This window comes from Nonomuraea rubra, from assembly GCF_014207985.1.
Classification (GTDB): domain Bacteria; phylum Actinomycetota; class Actinomycetes; order Streptosporangiales; family Streptosporangiaceae; genus Nonomuraea; species Nonomuraea rubra.
Window position 1 is genome coordinate 11,565,288 of record NZ_JACHMI010000001.1, and the last position, 17,435, is coordinate 11,582,722.

The following is a 17,435-nucleotide window of genomic DNA, read 5'->3' on the forward strand; positions in this document are numbered from 1 at the left end:
GGCGTGGAACAGTTGGTTGAGGTCGCAGTCCGGCTCGTTCTGGAGGACATGCTCCCTGACGAGCTGCCGATGCTCGCGGCCGAAGCGCTGGCACGCGGAGTGGACTCGCCTGCACTGCGCGAGCTGGCGGGCCTGTTCTCCCATGAGGTCCGCGAATCCCGTGATCTTTTCCACCAGGCCATGGAGGAGTTGGGCTCGCCGGTCCCGGACGTGGAGGAGGCGCGCCCTCGAATGATGGCGGTGGTCGCGCGGCGGGCACTGCGCGGAGAGATGTCCCTCCCTTCGGCTGCCCATGGGGTCTACTGGCAGTCTTGCTACATCTCCACGTCCCGGCCATCTCGGACCGAGATCATGATGGCGTTCCTCAGCCTGCAAACGGCCTGGGAGGACCACCCCGAGAAGCGAGCACAGATCGAAGAGCACATCCGTGCGGCGATGCGCCGGCTCTTGGAAGAGCTTGAAGGCCCCGCTCGGACACCGTGAATCATCCCGGCCCTGGATCGTCGATCCCCCCAGATCCAGGTTCGGTCCCGGACGGCGGCGGGACACCGGGCAACCCTGGCCGACACGCTTCACCGCGACAAACAGCCTCTCCAATCAAGGAGGCTTTTCCAACCTGATCGCGCTGGTCAGCGGGGGCGGCGCGAGGACGGGTTGGCATGAGAAGAGGCTCTCGGTAAGACAGCAGTCGACCAAGATCCGATGCCTCTACCGGAGAGCCTCGTTGCTGTCTTACCCTGCCGCGATTCCGCTGTCCAATCACACCCTGATCCGGCTGGCCGAACTGATCCGCGCCCGGCGTGCCGAGCGCCGCTGCCGGTGGCGGCGCCTGGACCCATCCCGGCAAGCCCTGCTCGTGCTCGCCCATCTGCGCAACGGCGACACCTACGCGCGTCTGGCCTCGGGCTTCGCCATCGGCACCAGCACCGCCTGGCGCTACGTCCGTGAGGCGACCGACCTGCTCGCCATGCTCGCCGACGATGTGCACGCCGCCGCCTTACGCGCCGGCCGGCTGGCCTACGCCATCCTGGACGGCACCCTGATCCCGATCGACCGGCTGGCCGACGAACGGCCGTACTACTCCGGCAAACACCGATGCCACGGCGTGAACGTGCAGGTCCTGGCCGATCCGGCCGGCCGCCTCGTCTGGGCCTCACCTGCGATGCCCGGCGCCACGCATGACTTGACCGCGGCACGCGCCACCGGCCTGATCGACGCGCTGACCACCACAGGCGTACAGACCTTCGCCGACAAGGGATACCAAGGCGCAGGCGGCAGCATCCGCACGCCGTTCAAAGGCCATCGACTGCGGCCACCGCTGTCACGCCATCAGCGCTCGGTCAACCGCGCACACGCCCGCATCCGCGCCTGCGGCGAACGCGCCGTCGCCACCTTGAAGACCTGGAAAGTCCTGACCCGCCTGCGCTGCTGCCCGCACCGCGCCACCACCATCGTGCAGGCCATCCTCGTCCTGCAACTCATCGAAGAGGGCCGCTACGCAGGATGAAAAGCGCTCAAGGAGCGAGACCATGCGATTCGACGACTACCGCGTTGTCATCACTGCCGCCGGCCGCGACTTCGGGCGAACTCTGGCCATCCGGCTCGCAGACCTCGGCGCGGAGGTCTTCCTGTCCGCACGCACCCTCGCCGCCGCCGAGCGCGTCCGCGACGAGATCCGCGCCCGAGGCCATCGGCAGGTCCACGCCTTCGCCTGCGACCTGACGGACCCCGCCTCGATCCGCGACTTCGCCTCCGGCGTCACCCAGCACACCGACCGCGTCGACATCCTCATCAACAACGGCTCGCGCTACCTCGAAGGGCCGGACCTCCAGTCAGCCTCCGACGCCGACGTCGTCGACACCATCGCCTCCGGCGCAACGGGCACCGTCCTGACCGTGAAGAACTTCCTCCCCCTCCTCCTCAACTCCGACAAGCCAGACGTGGTGACGATGGTCTCCGCCTGCGGAACGGCCGGCCACCACCGCTCGAACGCACACGACGCCTTCTACGCGGCCAAGAGCGCCCAAGCCGGCTTCACCGAAATCCTCTCCAAGCGCCTGCGCCCCCAGGGAGTCCGGGTGATATCGCTCTACCCGCCCGACTTCGACAACACCGACCCCCTCTCTGAGGAGTGGAACTCCACACCCCGGGAGGCCAAGGACGCCCTCACCGCACAGTCGCTCGTGGACTGCATCCTGTTCGCGGTCACCCAGCCCCGTGACTGCTTCATCAAGGCCTTCCACTTCGAACAGGTCTGAGCGCTCGCTCTACCCCTGCTCAAAGGCGGCAGGTCCTTCGGCGATCTGCCATGTGGCACACATCATCGATCTCGATCCGGCCGTGGCCGAAACCGCGTCCCTCCCGTGTGGATATGCCGCCCGCAGAGCCTCGATAGGAGCGCCCTGGTTGTTTGAGGAGTGGCACTACGAAGAGGACGAGTAGGGCCTGAGCCGCGCATCCAGCGACACCGCGCCCGGTCGGCATGCGCCACAACTACCTGCCCGGCGGGAAGCGCCCGGTGCCCTGGTCTGCTGGTTGCGTCCGCGGGAGTGGTGTACGAGTTGGGCCTGGTCGCAGGGCAACGCGACGCACCTCTTCCGTCAAGAACGAGCCCGCCAGTTTCGAGATCATCCACAGCCGTCCACGACTCTCCGATCACATGACGTCGGGTCGCGAAACTCTACCGAGGCAGGCCCCCTTCGGACTGCCATTCTCCGACACCTCGCAAGGTACCGACCAAAATGTCGGCCCCATGGGCCATGATCAGTGGCGCACGTGTCCCTGCGTCATCCAAGGAGTGTCATGGCTGCCACCGACGACGACGGATGGTGGATCGTCGGCTATGACGGGTGGTCAGACCTCGACCTGATCCGTGACCGGCTCACCGCGGGCGCTGATCCCAACTCTGGCGTGCGCATCTTTGACAAGCCGCTACACGTCGCGGCCGAGCAGGGATCGCCTGAAGTGGTCGCCGAGCTGGCCATGCGGGTCGACGACGTCGATGCGGAACATCGAGGCCGTACCGCGCTTTGGATGGCCGTCTTCGAAGGCCGCGTGGACAACGCCCGGGCCCTTCTCGCCGCTGGGGCGGACCCTTGGCGCCTCATGATGGACGGCTGGTCCCCCGGCCGTCTCAGTCTGGCCGACCCCACCCCTGACCTCTTCCCCGTCCCCTCTCCGGAGACCGGTCTGTCCGAGGCCGAGGCCGCCGCCGCGGCAGAAGCCAAACGTCTCATCCTTGCCCTGGGAGACTTCTACTACGGCGGCCTGAGCCTGGCCTGCGTGGCCGACGTGAGCGCGGCCGAGGCAACAGCGCGCCTCGAAGCCGCACCTGCCGACGACGTGGACATCGACGTTCTCTACGAGACCTGGTGGAACGTCCCGGACGCCGACATGATCGTCGGCATCACGGATGTGCCCGGCGGCTGCGTCATCACCCAACCCTGGGGTTTCACCCCATCCACACCCGGCGTCGTTAAGCGCGTCTCACAGGGCACTGTCTGCTACAGCATGTACTCCAATCCCAAAGGCGGCATCTTCGGGTACATCGCCCGAGATTGCGCGGTCGTAGCCTGGGAGCCGGACAGTGCCTACATGGTCCCCCCGGACGCTAGGGCCGACAAGATCCTCGCTGCCTACCTCTACCGCAACCACCCTGTGGCGTTTTGTTGCGGTGGCGCAGGACTGCGCCTGATGGACGCTCAGCCGATCACCGCACCCGGTACCTGGCTGCAGCTGCCCAAGCAGGACTACTCAATCTGACGTACGGACGGGATCTTCCCGAAACCGCGAAATCAGCTTCACTAAAGATCCATGTGACTGTCTTCCGTTGGTGTACGACAACCATCGCAAGTGACCTCAGCCCGCTCATCCGATGGCAAGGGACCGTACGGGGGGGACGCCGGGCCCGAGGACGGGAAGCCCGCGGCACCTTCGCCCGATGGGAAGTACAGATCATGGGAACATTGCCTTTTACCCGTCGACGCACCTGTAGCCATCGGCATCCCAGCAGTCGTCGGCCGCCGAGGCCAAGATCTCCACGTCATGGGCTCCCTCGACCAACACGTTAACGATCCGCTCCCCGAACTTCTTGGTCAAGTCGTATGCGTCGCACCCAGCAGCGCAGTCCCGAGTGCGCTCGGAGGCCGGGCCGCTGCTCCACCCCGCCTTCGCGAAGGCGGCAACGACGTTCTCCGGCTTCACATTCTCAATGGAGACATACACATACGACCCGTACGTCGAGGAATCACAGTCGCTCTGGTCCTCCATGGACCCGACCAGCCCAGCGTGGGAGAGAACGGGACTCAACGCCTTCCGGACAAGGGCGTTCTCATAATTCGCCCGTTTCTGACACAACCCCTCATTCGCGGCCACTGCCATGACTCCGTACCCAGAAGAGAAGACAATGGTCAGGACGATGAGGACCATCACCAGCCAGGGGTCTCTCACCTTCGCTCTCGCCGGATGCGACTTGATCACGGCGCCAGTCACCCACAGACCTCACAATCGACACGTGCTCCCACGAGCAGGGCCACGGTGGCCTCCAGCAAGAGAAGCACATCCATATGATCGAATAGCGGGCACACCATAGAGATTCGGTGCAGAATCAAGCCTTGCTACCTCGGCACGTCCAGGCGGCACTGTGCCCTGCCCGCGTCGCGCCGGTGAGTTTCTGCCGACGGCCATGCACATTCGATGCGCGGCGGGGCCGGCCCGGAGAGGCCGCACGCCCGCCCGGACCGCCCGGCCGCCCTATCGGGCGGCGACTTGAACGCGTATAGAACGTGTAACCACTCAGCCGCCGTCAGGGCCGCCGCCACTGTCTTGCTGCCGCTCAGGTGCGGCTCTCGGCTCCCAAGGGTACGACCGCGTGAGTGTGTTCCAGCGATACACCCATTCCGGCTCTAGGACTCGGTTCTGGACGATCAGGGCGACGCGATCGACGGTCACCTTGACCGGCTCCGTTTCGACACCGCTCAGCGCCTCCACTCCTCCGAACTCACAGATCAGCGTGACCATGAACGTCTACACCCAGATCCCAAGCCCGGAGACCCGCAAGGCACTCGACCGACTCAACGACCGGCTGGCTAACGGCGATCAAGGCCAGGACCAGGCGAGCTAACGCGGTTGCTGTACGGCGCTGCTGTACAGAGATCAAAAAGACCCCTTCCAAGACGAGGAAGGGGCCTTTGAGCTGCAGAGCCGACGAGGGGAATCGAACCCCTGACCTTCTGTTTACAAGACAGATGCTCTGCCGATTGAGCTACGTCGGCACGGCCTACCAGTGTAGACGCTAGCGACGCCTGTGACGAGCGACTTCATACAGCGCCACCCCAGCCGCCACGCCCGCGTTGAGCGACTCCGCGGCCGCCTGCATCGGGATGCGGGCCACCACGTCGCACTGCTCCCGCACCAGCCGCGACAGCCCCTTGCCCTCCGAGCCGACGACGACCACCAGTGGCTCGGTCAGCAGGTCGACGTCGCCGATGTCGGTTTCGCCGGCGCCGTCGAGGCCGATGATGAAGATGCCGGACTCGCGGTATTCGCGCAGGGCCGCCGTCAGGTTGGCGGCGCGGGCGACGCGGAGGCTGGCGAGGGTGCCCGCGGAGGTCTTCCAGGCGCCGCCCGTGACGCCGGCCGAGCGGCGGGACGGGATGAGCAGGCCGTGGGCGCCGAAGGCGGTGGCGGAGCGGGCGATGGCGCCGAGGTTGCGGGGGTCGGTGACCGAGTCGAGGGCCACGATGAGCGGGGTCTCGGCGGTGTCGTGGGCGAGGTCGATCAGCTCCGACGGGTGGGCGTAGTCGTACGCCGGGATCTGGAGTGCGATGCCCTGGTGGACGCCGCCCTCGGTCAGGCGGTCGAGCTTGTCGCGGGTGACCTCGAGGAGGGCGATGCCGCGTTCGGCCGCGATCTTGATGGAGTCGCGTACGCGGTCGTCGTTGTCGATGCGCTGGGCGACGTAGAGGGCGCTGGCCGGCACCCCCGCCTGCAGGGCCTCCAGCACCGGGTTGCGGCCGCCGACGTAGTCGGGGGCGTCTTCCGAGCGGCGCTGCTGCCTGGCGGGGGCGGCGCGGCGGGTGCCGCCGCGCTCCTCGCGGGCGACGCGCTCGGCGCGGGCCTTGTCCTTGTACCAGTGGCGCATCTCGGCGGGCGGGGTCGCGCCCCGGCCCTCGAGCGACCGGCGGTTCTGCCCTCCGGTGCCTTTGGCCGGGCCCTTTTTCTTCGCGGGCCTGCCCGAAGCCCTACCGCCTGCTGCCATGTGAACAAGGGTACTCGGGCCGTTGGTGAGCCCGAGCCACGATGGATTCAACAAATGTTCCGCCAAGTCCGTCTCTGTGGTGACAAACCACGGAAAGGCGATGACAAGTGGAAGACGACTCCCGCTTCACGGAGTTCGTCGCCGAGCGGGCCAACGCGTTACTGCGCTACGGCTACGCGCTCAGCGGCAACCCGCATGACGCGGCCGACCTGACGCAGGAGGCGCTGATCAGGCTGCACCGGGCGTGGCCGAGGGTCCGCAGCAAGGAGGACCCCGAGCGTTACGCCAAGGTCATCATGACCAGGCTGCACATCAGCGTCTGGCGTCGCCGCCGGCGGGAGCAGCTCGCGTGGGCGCCGCCCGAGACGCCCCTGCACGACGCGCTGCCCTCCGACGGCGACCAGGAGCTGTGGCAGGCCCTCGGGGAGCTGCCGCGCAAGCAGCGCACCGTGCTCGTCCTCCGCTTCTACGAGCAGCTCCCCGACGCGGAGATCGCCCGCGTGCTCGGCATCTCCCAGGGGACCGTACGCAGCCACGCCTCGCTCGGCCTGGCCAGGCTGCGCGCCACGATCACCCACCACACACCAGCCAAGGGGAACGCCTCATGAGCAGCAAGGATCTGGAGAACGACCTCACCAGGGTCCTCGGCCGCGCCGCGGAGAGCGCGCCGCAGGCCCCGAGCGACCTGCCCACGCAGGTGATGGGCCGCTCCCGGCGCCGCCGGACCCACACGCTGACCGCGGTGACGGCGCTCGCGGCGGCCGGCGTGGTCGTGGTAGCGGGCGGCGTCACCCTCTCGGTACGGGGCCCCCAGGAGCCCCCACCAGTGGCGGTGAACCCCGGCCCCACGCCAACTGCCGAGCAGGCCACCAACCCCGGCCCGGTCGAGAAGGTCTGGCCGGACGCCGTGTGGAAGATCCCGCAGCAGACCCGCAAGCTCCGCCCGGTCATCTTCATCGACGACCACACGCTGCTGCTGGAGACGTGGGCGAGCCACGAGAAGGCCGACGCCCTGTACGCGTACGAGCTCGAAACCGGCCGGACCCGCAAGATCACCGACATCAGGACGCCGAAGGGCGTGTACGCCTCGGCCTTCACGGCGGGCGCCGGCCGGATCTTCTGGCAGACCATCGAGAACACGCGTACCAGGCTCTGGTCCGTGCCGATCTCGGGCGGCAAGCCCGCGGTCGTCCCGACCGACACCCCGATCAGGCAGGGCGCGGACAAGCTGGTGGTAGCCGGTGACAGGCTGGCCTTCTCCGCGTTCAGGACGGGGGGCGTCTTCACGGTTCCCGTCGAGGGCGGCGCCGTGACCCCCGTCGAGAACGCCGGCCGCCACCACATCCTGAGCTGGCCGTGGGTGGGCACGCCCGGCGAGTACACGCCGAACCAGGAGCCCAGCTTCGAGGAGCTCTACAACGTCGAGACGGGCGAGCTGAGCAAGGCCCTGGTCCGCCCCGGCGACCGCTACGTCAGGTGCGGCGTCACGACCTGCGTCGGGCAGAACGCCGCCGGCAAGCCGTTCTTCCGCCTGCGCGACGGCTCGCAGGAGCGCGAGCTGGAGGAGAGCGCCATGCACGGCCTGTCGCAGGACCGCTTCATGACGGTCCACCCGCCCGGGCGGGACCAGGCCCTGGTCGACCTGATGACCGGCAAGTCCGGCGACCTGGGCCTGCGCCCGGACGCCAAGGGACGGATGACGAGCGTCCAGCCGGGCCTCACCAACGACCGGCTGGTCTGGTACGAGCTCAAGGGCAAGCTCGTGATCATCGACCTCGCCCGGATCATTTCGTCCTGATCGGCCTCGCCGGAATCCAGCTCGCCCGGATCGCCTCGTCCTAGCGGCTCAGCTCCCAGCGCGCCCCGTGCGGCGTGTCCTCCACGGTGATGCCGGCGGCGGCGAGCTGGTTCCTGATGGCGTCGGCGGCCGCGTAGTCCTTGCGCTCCCTGGCCGCCTTGCGCTGCTCCAGCGCCACCGCCACCAGCGCGTCCACGACGGGCGTCAGGTCGGAGCCGGTGCCGCGCCACTGCGGCGAGCGCGGGTCGAGGCCCAGCACGTCGAGCATGTTCTGGGTCTCGGCCAGCAGCCGCGCCACGGCCTCCTTGTCGCCGCGCGACAGCGCCACGTTGCCCTCGCGCACCACCTCGTGCACGACGGCCAGCGCCTGCGGCGTGCCGAGGTCGTCGTCGAGCGCGTCGGCGAACGCCTGCGGCAGCGGCGCGTCGGCGTCGACGTCGTGGATGACCTCGGCGGCCCGCGTCACGAAGCCCTCGATCCGCTGGTACGCCGCGGCGGCCTCCAGCAGCGCCTCCTCGGAGTACTCGATCGAGGAGCGGTAGTGCGGGCCCGCCAGGTAGTAGCGCAGCTCCACGGGCCGGACCTTCTGCACCATCTCGGGGATCAGCAGCGAGTTGCCGAGCGACTTGCTCATCTTCTCGGCGCCGATCTTGAGCATGCCGTTGTGCATCCAGTTCCGGGCGAACCCGTCGCCGGCGGCCTGCGACTGGGCGATCTCGTTCTCGTGGTGCGGGAAGATCAGGTCGATGCCGCCGCCGTGGATGTCGAACGCCGGGCCCAGGTACTTCGTCGCCATCGCCGAGCACTCCAGGTGCCAGCCGGGCCGCCCGGGGCCCCACGGCGTCGGCCACGTCGGCTCGCCCGGCTTCTCGCCCTTCCACAGGGCGAAGTCGCGCGGGTCGCGCTTGCAGGACTCGTCGTCGGTGTCGGCCGCGGGCCGCATGTTCTCCAGCCTCTGGTTGGAGAGCGAGCCGTAGCGGTCGGCGTACGACTGCACGTCGAAGTAGACGTCACCACCCGACGCGTACGCGTGGCCGCGCTCGATCAGGCGCTCCATCAGCGTGATCATCTCGGGCACGTGCCCGGTGGCGCGCGGCTCGACGGTCGGCGGCAGGCAGCCCAGCGTGTCGTACGCCCAGGTGAAGGCCCGCTGGTTGCGCTCGGCCACGACGAACCAGGGCACGCCCTCCTCGGCCGACACCCTGATGATCTTGTCGTCGATGTCGGTGACGTTGCGGCAGAACGTCACGTCGTACCCGGAACGCGTCATCCAGCGCCTGAGCACGTCGAAGTTCACACCCGAGCGAATGTGCCCGATGTGCGGCGGAGCCTGCACGGTGGCCCCACACAGGTAAATCGACGCCCGGCCGGCTTCGACCGGAACGAATTCGCGGATGGCACGCGTGCTGGTGTCGTAGATGTGCAGGCTCACGAAGGCAAGGCTAACGCCTCAGGGCGGTCAGCACGCCGATAAATCAACCCCGCAAGATGACCCTGTCGGGAGAGAGCCGTACGATAATCCGCTCGGTGCCCGGTTTGTCCGTCCAGGACGTGCCCTGGTACTTCTGCGACAGCTCCTCGATGAGCGCCCCCTCGGGGTCGGGTGTCATGGTCACCCGCCCGCGCACCTCCACGTACCGGTACGGATCGACGGGGTCGATGACCAGCAGGCTGGCCCGCGGGTCCCGCTCGAAGTTCCGCGGCTTCCTGCGTCCCTTCGCTGTCGAGAAGAGGACGTCATCGCCGTCGGTGCGCACCCACACCACCGTCGACTGCGGTGCTCCGTCGGGGTTGAGACTCGTCACCGTGGCGAAATTGGGCGCGTCCAGGAGCAGACGGGCATCTTCCGGAAGCACTGTCATGCGGGGCTCTCCCTTGATCGGTCTGGACCATCATTGTTCTGTAGGCTCGAACCCGCCATGGACGTGACTCCCCCCTCTACGCTCCGCCGCCTGGGCATCGCCCTGGCCGGGCTCGCCGTCGCCGCCCTCGCCGGGGCCGCCTGCGCGCTGTCCTTCGACGACCTGCGCGCGCTCGCCGTCACCGGCGAGGCCAGGCCCGATCTCGCCTTCCTCTACCCGGCGGCCTTCGACGCGCTCCTGCTGATCGCGCTGATCGCCGTGCTGCTGCTGCGCCCGGCCAGGATCCTGGTGCGCGCGCAGGCGGCGTTCGTGCTGGTGCTGCTGATCGTGGCCGCCGCGGCGGTGAACGTGGCCACGGCGGTGCGGTTCCAGTTCGGCGTGCGGGAGACGGCCGTGGGCGTGGCCCTGGCGCCCTGGGTCATGCTGGCGCTGGCCCTGTGGTTGTGGTTACTGCTGATCAAGCACGTACGCGGCCCCGAGCGCGGCGAGGACGAGGACCGTACGGTCGAGCAGGACATCGTGCCGTTCCACCGTCCCGAGACGGCTCCCCCGCTGGCCGCCGAGGTGCCCGCGCCCGTCCTGGAGCCCACGCCGGTGGTCGGCCCCACCGCCGCCCCCGAGACGCCGCCGGTCTCGGCCCGCGTGTCCGAGTGGCCGATGCAGGAGAAGGACCTCGCCCCCGAGCCCGTACCGGAACCGGAACCGGAACCGGAACCCGAGCCTGAACCAGAGCCAGAGCCAGAGCCGGTGACGCGCCCCGTCCGCTGGGGTGACCGGGTCAAGCCCACCGACGTCCTGGTCCACCCCCGCCAGGAGGACGAGGACGACGCCGACACCCAGCCGCATCCCGTCTTCGAGGACGAAGACACCCCCGAGGAAACCCGGGAGGAGATGGAGGACACCGCCCCGCACCCGGTGGTGCCCGACGACACCCCGGCCCCGTCGGGACGCCTGCGCGCCACCCCGCGCCCGCCGGAGGACTGATCAGGGCATGCGCGGGCCCGCCCGGGAGCTCTCCCGGGCGGGCCGATGTATCCCGCTTGAGCCGGTCGTCAGACGCTGCGACCGCGCCTGAGCCCGGCGACCAGTCCGACTCCGACGATCGCGAGCACCACCTGCATCACCAGCTCGATCCAGTCGATGCCGGGCGTGGTCTGCACGCCCAGCACCTGCGCGAGCAGCGTGCCCAGGAGGGCCGCGACGATGCCGACGACGATGGTGAGGATCCACCCGATGGCCTGCCTGCCGGGAAGCAGCAGACGACCGATTGCGCCAATCACGGCGCCGATCACAATGGCGCCAAGGATGGATTCGATGGTCATGACATGAAACCTCCCCGTGAGGGTGAGCGGTTCACTCTCACAGGGAGGTCGCTACCCGATCTACGGCGATTATGCATGCCGTAAAGAAGGGCCAGGTCAGGTCGTGGTTCTGCCAGTACGGCCACCACCGCGCCCCATGCCCATGCGGGTCACAAGCAGCACACCGATGACGGCCAGAGCGAGCTGGAGTATGTGCTCGATCCAGTCGATCCCTCTGGTGTCGGCCCAGCCGAACGCGTGCGCGATCAGCGTGCCGACCAGAGCGGCCACGATGCCGACGATGAGGGTCAGGCCGATGGACATGTTCTGCCTGCCGGGCACCAGCAGCCTGGCCAGCGCACCGACGATGGCGCCGATGACTACTGCGGAAACAATAGCGCCGATCATGTGTAGCTCCCCCCGAGACGTTCACATGTCTTGGGAAGACACATACCCCCTGAGCAGGCAAACTACCCATGAGAAGGCGGCGGCCCGTACCGCGCCAGTGACGAACCGCCGCCTCCGGATCAGGCGGGCTCGGCGACGACCCGCCAGGACACCCTCACGCGTCCCTAGGTATGACGCCGGGAGCTCAGGAATGGTTGACGACCAGCGCCGTCGCGATGGCCGCCACGCCCTCTCCACGCCCGGTCAGGCCCAGCCCGTCGGTGGTGGTGGCGGAGACGCTCACAGGCGCCCCCACGGCCGCGCTGAGCGCCTTCTCGGCCTCCTCGCGGCGCGGGGCCAGCTTGGGCCGGTTGCCGACCACCTGGACCGCCACGTTGCCGATCTCGAAGCCGGCGGCGCGTACCTGCCGCGCCGTCTCCTCCAGCAGGACGGCACCCGAGGCGCCCGCCCAGCGCGGATCGGCGGTGCCGAACAGCCGGCCCAGGTCGCCCAGCCCGGCCGCCGACAGCAGCGCATCGCAGGCGGCGTGCGCGGCGGCGTCGCCGTCGGAGTGGCCTTCGAGGCCGACCTCGCCCGGCCAGCGCAGGCCCGCGAGGTTGAGCTCGCGTCCTGAGTCTCTCGATGAGAACGGGTGGACGTCGACACCGACGCCCACCCGTGGAAGATTCGTGTTCAGGAGTTGAGGACCTCGTCGAGCAGGGCCTCAGCCTTGTCCTCATTGGTCTTCTCGGCCAGAGCCAGCTCGCTGACCAGGATCTGACGAGCCTTGGCGAGCATGCGCTTCTCGCCCGCGGACAGGCCGCGCTCGCGGTCCCTCCGCCACAGGTCCCGAACCACCTCGGCGACCTTGTTCACATCGCCGGAGGCGAGCTTCTCGAGATTGGCCTTGTAGCGACGAGACCAGTTGGTCGGCTCCTCGGTGTGCGGCATCCGAAGGACATCGAAAACCCGCTCAAGGCCTTCCTGACCGACAACATCGCGCACGCCGACGAGTTCTGCGTTTTCAGCTGGCACCTGGACGGTAAGGTCGCCCTTGTCGACCTTGAGCACCAGGTAGGTCTTTTCCTCACCCTTGATGGATCGCGTCGTGATTGCTTCGATCCGAGCAGCCCCATGGTGGGGGTAGACGACAGTGTCGCCGACCTGGAAAGTCATGTGACAAGTACCCCTTCCGCTGTACTCCAGGGTACCACGCATCCACAGCCTCCCGGAACAGTGAAATCCTCATAACTGCAGGTCAAAGCCGCATATTGGGGCTTGACAAGCGCTCAACTGTATGAATCGCATTTCCGGACATAGCGAATGACCTGCGGGGGTGTGGATATGACCTTGCATTGGGGTGGATATGGTGGGCGCTGCACATCACGCACGCGCGACACCTGCGCAAGACCAAGGAGTACCCGCCCGTGACCAGCCGTCGCTGGATTGCCGTAGCCGCCGCGTTCTTGGCAGCCCCCGCGCTCGCGGGCTGCGCGGCCGGATTCGACGCCACCACCAACCAGCCGTACGCCCCCAACGAAGCACAAGTGCTGATCGATAAGGACGCGTACGGCAAGAGCGGCATTCACATCCCGCAGGCGTTCATCCTCGGGCCCGACTCCGGAGCCCAGATCCCCTGGCGCGGCTCCGCCCCCATCTACCTCAACATCCTGAACACCGCGGGCACCGCCGACACCCTCCAGGCGGTCTCGGCCGGCAACATGGGCACGGTGAAGGTCACGGCCCCGATCCAGCTCCCGAGCAACACGCTCGTCAACACCGGCAAGCCCACCCCGCAGCTCATGCTCGAGGCGATCCCCAAGGGCCTCAGGGGCGGCGAGAGCATCAAGCTGGACCTCCAGTTCGCCAACGCCGGGGTCGTGTCCATGAACGTGCCTGTGGTGACGCGCAGCCGCGAATTCAAGGACTACCCCCCGGCCCCCGGCGCCACCGCGGCTCCCACGCCCACCCCGACCCCGTCCGCCACCGCGGCCGAAGAGGGTCACTGAGCGAACGACAAAACCCCGGTACCGCGCGGTACCGGGGTTTTTCCGTATTCGCCTACTCCTCGACGGCGTCGAACTTGTAGCCCAGGCCGCGCACGGTCAGGATGCAGCGCGGGTTCGACGGGTCGGACTCGATCTTCGCGCGCAGGCGCTTGACGTGCACGTCCAGCGTCTTGGTGTCGCCCACGTAGTCGGCGCCCCAGACCCGGTCGATGAGCTGGCCCCTGGTCAGCACCCGCCCCGCGTTGCGCAGCAGCACCTCCAGCAGCTCGAACTCCTTCAGCGGGAGCTGCACCTGCTCGCCCCGCACGGCCACGACGTGGCGGTCGACGTCCATGCGTACCGGGCCGACGGCCAGCACGGCCGTCTCCAGCTCCTCCACCACGTCGCCCTGGCGGCGCAGCACCGCGCGGATGCGGGCCACCAGCTCGCGCGAGGAGAACGGCTTGGTGACGTAGTCGTCGGCGCCCAGCTCCAGGCCCACGACCTTGTCGATCTCGCTGTCCTTGGCCGTCAGCATGATGACCGGCACCTTGGAGCGCTGCCGCAGCGAGCGGCACACCTCCGTGCCGGGCAGGCCGGGCAGCATCAGGTCCAGCAGCACCAGATCGGCGCCGTTGCGGTCGAACGTCTCCAGCGCCTCGGGCCCGGTCGCCGCGACGGACACCTCGAAGCCCTCCTTGCGCAGCATGTAGGACAGGGCGTCCGAGAAGGACTCTTCATCCTCCACGACGAGTACACGGGTCATTTGGCTGCCTCCAGGGGAATCGAGGGTGGTACTGCCACCGCCGTGCCGCCGAAGGCGGGCAGGCGGAGGGTGAAGGTGGAGCCGGACCCTTCCTTGCTCCAGACGGACACCTCGCCGGCGTGCGCGGCGGCGACGTGCTTGACGATGGCGAGGCCGAGGCCGGTGCCGCCGGTGGCGCGCGACCTGGCCGCGTCCACGCGGAAGAAACGCTCGAAGATGCGCTCCAGCGCCTCCTCGGGGATGCCGATGCCCTGATCGCTGACGCTGATCTCGACGGAGTCGCCGGCGGGCCGCACGCTGACGACGACCCTGGTGTGGTCGGGACTGTACGCGACCGCGTTGTCGATCAGGTTGCGCAGGGCGGTGACGAGCAGCTCGTCGTCGCCCCAGATGCGCAGGCCCTCGGTGCCGCCGGTGACGAGTGCGATGTCCTTGGCGGAGGCCCTGGTGTTGCAGTACTCGATGGCGTCGTGGATCGCCTCGTCGATCGAGACCTGACCCGGCGTCGGGATGGGCTCGGCGCCCTGGATCCGGCTGAGCGTGATCAGGTCCTGGATGAGGTAGTTGAGCCGGGCGGCCTCGTGCTGCATGCGCCCGGCGAAGCGGCTGACCGCCTCGGGGTCGTCGGCGGCGTCCTGGATGGTCTCGGCCAGCAGGCTCATGGCGCCCACCGGGGTCTTCAGCTCGTGGCTGACGTTGGCGACGAAGTCGCGGCGCACGGCCTCGACCCGGCGCCGCTCGGTCTGGTCCTCCGCCAGCACCAGCACCTGGCCGTAGGAGCCGAGAGGTGCCACGCGGACGGCGAAGTTGGTGGTCTCCTGGCCGAACTTGTGCCCGGCGACGTCGATCTCGCTCTCGCGGATCTCGCCGTCGCGGCGTACCTGCCTCGCCAGGGCGAGCAGCTCCGCGGCCATCAGGCGGTCGCCCTTGACCAGCCCGAACGCTCTTGCGGCCGAGCTGGCGCGCAGGACGCGGTCGTGGGCGTCAAGGACCACGGCGGACGAGGGCAGCACGGCCAGCACCGATGCGACGCCCTGCGGCAGCGCGGCGCCGGTCTCCACGCCGTCCGCCGCGGCGGCACGGCTGGGGGCCTCGATCTGATTGCGGTAGAACAGGACCGCCAGCGCGCCCACCACGAACCCGGCCAGGGCCGCGAAGCTCATGGCCATCTCACTCATGACTCCGATGGTAGGTGGCGTTTCCGCAGGGACAGACCCCCTCATCAGGGGATGAACGGCCCTTTCCTGGAAAGTTCATCTTGCTGTAGGGGTTCGTTCATCGAGCGGGTCGTACGGTGACGACATGCGCGACGCGTACCATGAAGAACTTGATGCACTGACAGACAAGCTGGTCGAGATGACCCGTCTTGTCCGCTCGGCGATATCCCGTGCCACCACGGCGCTGCTCGACGCCGACCTCCAGCTCGCCGAGAGCGTCATCTCCCGCGACGAGGAGGTGAACGCGGTGTTCGCCGACGTCGAGGGGTCGATCTTCGAGCTGATGGCCCGCCAGCAGCCGGTCGCGGTGGACCTGAGGATGGTCATCACGGCGCTGCGCATGGGCACCGACCTGGAGCGCATGGGCGACCTCGCGGTGCACGTCGCCAAGGTGGCCCGCCTGCGGCACCCCGACTCCGCCATCCCGCCGGAGCTGCGCTCCACCATCCTGGAGATGGGCCAGATCGCCGAGAACCTGGTCACCAAGGCCGGGAGCTGCGTGGCGTCGCGCGACGTGGAGTCGGCGATGGAGCTCGAGCAGGACGACGACGCGATGGACCGGCTGCATCGCAGGCTGTTCAGGAACATCCTGGCCAAGGACTGGCAGCACGGGGTGGAGCCGGCGATCGACATCACGTTGGTCGGCCGTTACTACGAGCGGTACGCGGATCATGCGGTACGGGTGGCCCAGGACGTCGTCTACCTGGTCACCGGCGCGCGCCCAAGCTAACAGCCTCCGGGCCGGGAAGTCCCGCGAACGCGTCGGACTTTGCCCGCCGTTCGAGCCGGGTGAAGGGTCATCCCTTCGCCCGGCTCAATTTCCGTTGGGCGGCCAGCTCTCCCACCGGGGAGGCGGCGCGTTCAGCTGGTCCGTGTACCGCTCGGCCATGTCCAGGCAATCGGGGCAGAGAGGCTCATCGGTGGACCGGGCCACCGCTTCCGGTTTGGCAGGCCGCATCGTTCCCAGAACGCTGAAACCCGGCGGAACTCCGGTTTCCGGATCTATCAGGAAAGTGATGACCTCTCTGGGGTCGTAGGTGAATTCGCGCTTACAGACGAAACAACGGCCTGTCTCCATCTCGCGCTCTTCCGACATGAATGCGCCTCCGGATCGTCCTTGTGGAGCCCTGGGGTCAGTATCGGTCAGGAATCGAGAAGCCTCGCCCCGCGAGCCGCCCCTAACGTGACTCGCATGGACATCTCCATCCACTCGAGCTTCCTTCCGCACGACGACCCGGACGCCTCGCTGGCCTTCTACCGCGACGTCCTCGGCTTCGAGATCCGCGACGACGTCGGGTACGACGGGATGCGCTGGATCACGGTCGGGCCCGCCGGCCAGCCCGGCATCTCCATCGTCCTGCAGCCGCCCGCGGCCGACCCCGGCGTCACCGAGGACGAGCGCCGCACCATCGCCGAGATGATGGCCAAGGGCACGTACGCCGGCATCCTGCTGTCCACCCCCGACCTCGACGGCGTCTTCGAACGGCTGCAGGCGGGCGACGCCGAGATCGTGCAGGAGCCGATCGACCAGCCGTTCGGGGTCCGCGACTGCGCCGTACGCGATCCCGCCGGCAACCTGATCCGCATCCAGCAAGCCCGCTGAGCCCTGGAGGAGGAGGTTCTCCCATGAACGCGAGGAAGTGGATCCGGCAGAGTCACCGCTGGTTGTCCATGATCTTCACCGTGACCGTGCTCGGCTGCATCGTCGCCGTCTCGCAGGAGAATCCCGCGATGTGGGTGTTCTACCTGCCGCTCGTCCCGCTCATCCTGCAGTTCCTCACCGGCCTGTACCTGTTCGTGCTGCCGTACACGGCCAAGGGGCGCGGCGGGCGGCGGGCCGCCTCCGAGACCTGACCG

23 protein-coding genes and 1 tRNA gene are annotated in these 17,435 nt (G+C 68.3%); 11 read left to right on the forward strand and 13 right to left on the reverse strand.

Annotated features, from left to right (window positions below; translation table 11 throughout):
* Window positions 1-3: 3 nt before the first annotated feature.
* The 4 genes from HD593_RS52840 (at window position 4) to HD593_RS52855 (ending at window position 3,762) form a co-directional block, all read left to right on the forward strand.
* Window positions 4-483, forward strand: coding sequence for a hypothetical protein (locus HD593_RS52840; RefSeq protein ID WP_185110390.1), 480 nt, complete (start codon window positions 4-6; stop codon window positions 481-483).
* 241 nt (window positions 484-724) lie between these two features.
* Window positions 725-1,507, forward strand: a complete 783-nt coding sequence (locus HD593_RS52845; RefSeq protein WP_185101767.1) for a transposase family protein — start codon at window positions 725-727, stop codon at window positions 1,505-1,507.
* A 22-nt stretch (window positions 1,508-1,529) separates the two neighbouring features.
* Entirely contained in the window at window positions 1,530-2,258 is a 729-nt protein-coding gene (locus HD593_RS52850; protein ID WP_185110391.1) for an SDR family oxidoreductase, read from the forward strand.
* Window positions 2,259-2,802: 544 nt separating this feature from the next.
* Window positions 2,803-3,762: an ankyrin repeat domain-containing protein gene (locus HD593_RS52855; RefSeq protein WP_185110392.1), complete on the forward strand. Its 960-nt coding sequence runs from the start codon at window positions 2,803-2,805 to the stop codon at window positions 3,760-3,762.
* Window positions 3,763-3,972: 210 nt separating this feature from the next.
* On the opposite strand, the gene HD593_RS52860 is transcribed toward HD593_RS52855, so the two are convergent.
* The 4 genes from HD593_RS52860 to rlmB all read right to left on the reverse strand — a co-directional run bounded on the left by HD593_RS52860 (window position 3,973) and on the right by rlmB (window position 6,259).
* On the reverse strand, window positions 3,973-4,479 hold the full coding sequence (locus HD593_RS52860; RefSeq protein WP_185110393.1) for a hypothetical protein: 507 nt from the start codon (window positions 4,477-4,479) through the stop codon (window positions 3,973-3,975).
* A 315-nt stretch (window positions 4,480-4,794) separates the two neighbouring features.
* Complete coding sequence (locus HD593_RS52865) at window positions 4,795-5,019, reverse strand: hypothetical protein (RefSeq protein ID WP_185110394.1); 225 nt, start codon at window positions 5,017-5,019, stop codon at window positions 4,795-4,797.
* A gap of 181 nt (window positions 5,020-5,200) precedes the next feature.
* A tRNA-Thr gene (locus HD593_RS52870) sits at window positions 5,201-5,273 on the reverse strand.
* Between the two features lie 20 nt (window positions 5,274-5,293).
* On the reverse strand, window positions 5,294-6,259 hold the full coding sequence (gene rlmB, locus HD593_RS52875; RefSeq protein ID WP_185110395.1) for a 23S rRNA (guanosine(2251)-2'-O)-methyltransferase RlmB: 966 nt from the start codon (window positions 6,257-6,259) through the stop codon (window positions 5,294-5,296).
* Between the two features lie 107 nt (window positions 6,260-6,366).
* On the opposite strand from rlmB, the gene HD593_RS52880 reads away from it, so the two are divergent.
* The gene (locus tag HD593_RS52880) at window positions 6,367-6,867 is read left to right on the forward strand and encodes a SigE family RNA polymerase sigma factor (protein ID WP_185110396.1); all 501 of its coding nucleotides are present in this window, start codon (window positions 6,367-6,369) and stop codon (window positions 6,865-6,867) included.
* Window positions 6,864-8,057 (forward strand): TolB family protein, encoded by a 1,194-nt coding sequence (locus HD593_RS52885; protein ID WP_185110397.1) that lies wholly within the window; start codon window positions 6,864-6,866, stop codon window positions 8,055-8,057. The genes HD593_RS52880 and HD593_RS52885 overlap by 4 nt, the downstream gene beginning before the upstream one ends.
* A gap of 40 nt (window positions 8,058-8,097) precedes the next feature.
* Here the strand turns inward: HD593_RS52885 and cysS are convergent, their stop codons facing one another.
* Both cysS and HD593_RS52895 read right to left on the reverse strand, forming a co-directional pair.
* Window positions 8,098-9,489, reverse strand: coding sequence for a cysteine--tRNA ligase (gene cysS, locus HD593_RS52890; protein WP_185110398.1), 1,392 nt, complete (start codon window positions 9,487-9,489; stop codon window positions 8,098-8,100).
* Window positions 9,490-9,532: 43 nt separating this feature from the next.
* Window positions 9,533-9,919 (reverse strand): PPOX class F420-dependent oxidoreductase, encoded by a 387-nt coding sequence (locus tag HD593_RS52895; RefSeq protein WP_185110399.1) that lies wholly within the window; start codon window positions 9,917-9,919, stop codon window positions 9,533-9,535.
* A 57-nt stretch (window positions 9,920-9,976) separates the two neighbouring features.
* Between HD593_RS52895 and HD593_RS52900 the strand changes: the two genes are divergently transcribed.
* A complete protein-coding gene (locus HD593_RS52900) occupies window positions 9,977-10,903 on the forward strand; it encodes a DUF2637 domain-containing protein (protein WP_185110400.1) in 927 nt (308 codons plus the stop codon).
* Window positions 10,904-10,971: 68 nt separating this feature from the next.
* On the opposite strand, the gene HD593_RS52905 is transcribed toward HD593_RS52900, so the two are convergent.
* The 4 genes from HD593_RS52905 to HD593_RS52920 form a co-directional block, all read right to left on the reverse strand.
* Window positions 10,972-11,241: a GlsB/YeaQ/YmgE family stress response membrane protein gene (locus HD593_RS52905; RefSeq protein ID WP_185110401.1), complete on the reverse strand. Its 270-nt coding sequence runs from the start codon at window positions 11,239-11,241 to the stop codon at window positions 10,972-10,974.
* A 96-nt stretch (window positions 11,242-11,337) separates the two neighbouring features.
* Complete coding sequence (locus HD593_RS52910; protein ID WP_185110402.1) at window positions 11,338-11,628, reverse strand: GlsB/YeaQ/YmgE family stress response membrane protein; 291 nt, start codon at window positions 11,626-11,628, stop codon at window positions 11,338-11,340.
* A 184-nt stretch (window positions 11,629-11,812) separates the two neighbouring features.
* Window positions 11,813-12,283: a 2-C-methyl-D-erythritol 2,4-cyclodiphosphate synthase gene (gene ispF, locus HD593_RS52915; protein WP_185110403.1), complete on the reverse strand. Its 471-nt coding sequence runs from the start codon at window positions 12,281-12,283 to the stop codon at window positions 11,813-11,815.
* Window positions 12,284-12,300: 17 nt separating this feature from the next.
* Window positions 12,301-12,783: a CarD family transcriptional regulator gene (locus tag HD593_RS52920; protein WP_020544658.1), complete on the reverse strand. Its 483-nt coding sequence runs from the start codon at window positions 12,781-12,783 to the stop codon at window positions 12,301-12,303.
* Between the two features lie 251 nt (window positions 12,784-13,034).
* On the opposite strand from HD593_RS52920, the gene HD593_RS52925 reads away from it, so the two are divergent.
* Complete coding sequence (locus tag HD593_RS52925) at window positions 13,035-13,616, forward strand: copper chaperone PCu(A)C (protein ID WP_312904363.1); 582 nt, start codon at window positions 13,035-13,037, stop codon at window positions 13,614-13,616.
* Window positions 13,617-13,668: 52 nt separating this feature from the next.
* Here the strand turns inward: HD593_RS52925 and HD593_RS52930 are convergent, their stop codons facing one another.
* Both HD593_RS52930 and HD593_RS52935 read right to left on the reverse strand, forming a co-directional pair.
* Window positions 13,669-14,361: a response regulator transcription factor gene (locus HD593_RS52930; RefSeq protein ID WP_185110404.1), complete on the reverse strand. Its 693-nt coding sequence runs from the start codon at window positions 14,359-14,361 to the stop codon at window positions 13,669-13,671.
* Entirely contained in the window at window positions 14,358-15,530 is a 1,173-nt protein-coding gene (locus tag HD593_RS52935) for a sensor histidine kinase (protein ID WP_185112666.1), read from the reverse strand. The genes HD593_RS52930 and HD593_RS52935 overlap by 4 nt, the downstream gene beginning before the upstream one ends.
* A 133-nt stretch (window positions 15,531-15,663) precedes the next feature.
* Between HD593_RS52935 and phoU the strand changes: the two genes are divergently transcribed.
* Window positions 15,664-16,308, forward strand: a complete 645-nt coding sequence (gene phoU / locus HD593_RS52940) for a phosphate signaling complex protein PhoU (protein WP_185110405.1) — start codon at window positions 15,664-15,666, stop codon at window positions 16,306-16,308.
* A gap of 84 nt (window positions 16,309-16,392) precedes the next feature.
* Here phoU and HD593_RS52945 read toward each other — a convergent pair whose 3' ends face one another.
* Window positions 16,393-16,674, reverse strand: a complete 282-nt coding sequence (locus HD593_RS52945; protein ID WP_185110406.1) for a hypothetical protein — start codon at window positions 16,672-16,674, stop codon at window positions 16,393-16,395.
* Between the two features lie 96 nt (window positions 16,675-16,770).
* On the opposite strand from HD593_RS52945, the gene HD593_RS52950 reads away from it, so the two are divergent.
* Window positions 16,771-17,181 carry a VOC family protein gene (locus HD593_RS52950; protein ID WP_185110407.1) on the forward strand — a complete coding sequence of 137 codons (411 nt, stop codon included), beginning with the start codon at window positions 16,771-16,773 and terminating at the stop codon, window positions 17,179-17,181.
* A 23-nt stretch (window positions 17,182-17,204) separates the two neighbouring features.
* Window positions 17,205-17,432 carry a hypothetical protein gene (locus tag HD593_RS52955; protein ID WP_185110408.1) on the forward strand — a complete coding sequence of 76 codons (228 nt, stop codon included), beginning with the start codon at window positions 17,205-17,207 and terminating at the stop codon, window positions 17,430-17,432.
* Window positions 17,433-17,435 lie beyond the last annotated feature (3 nt).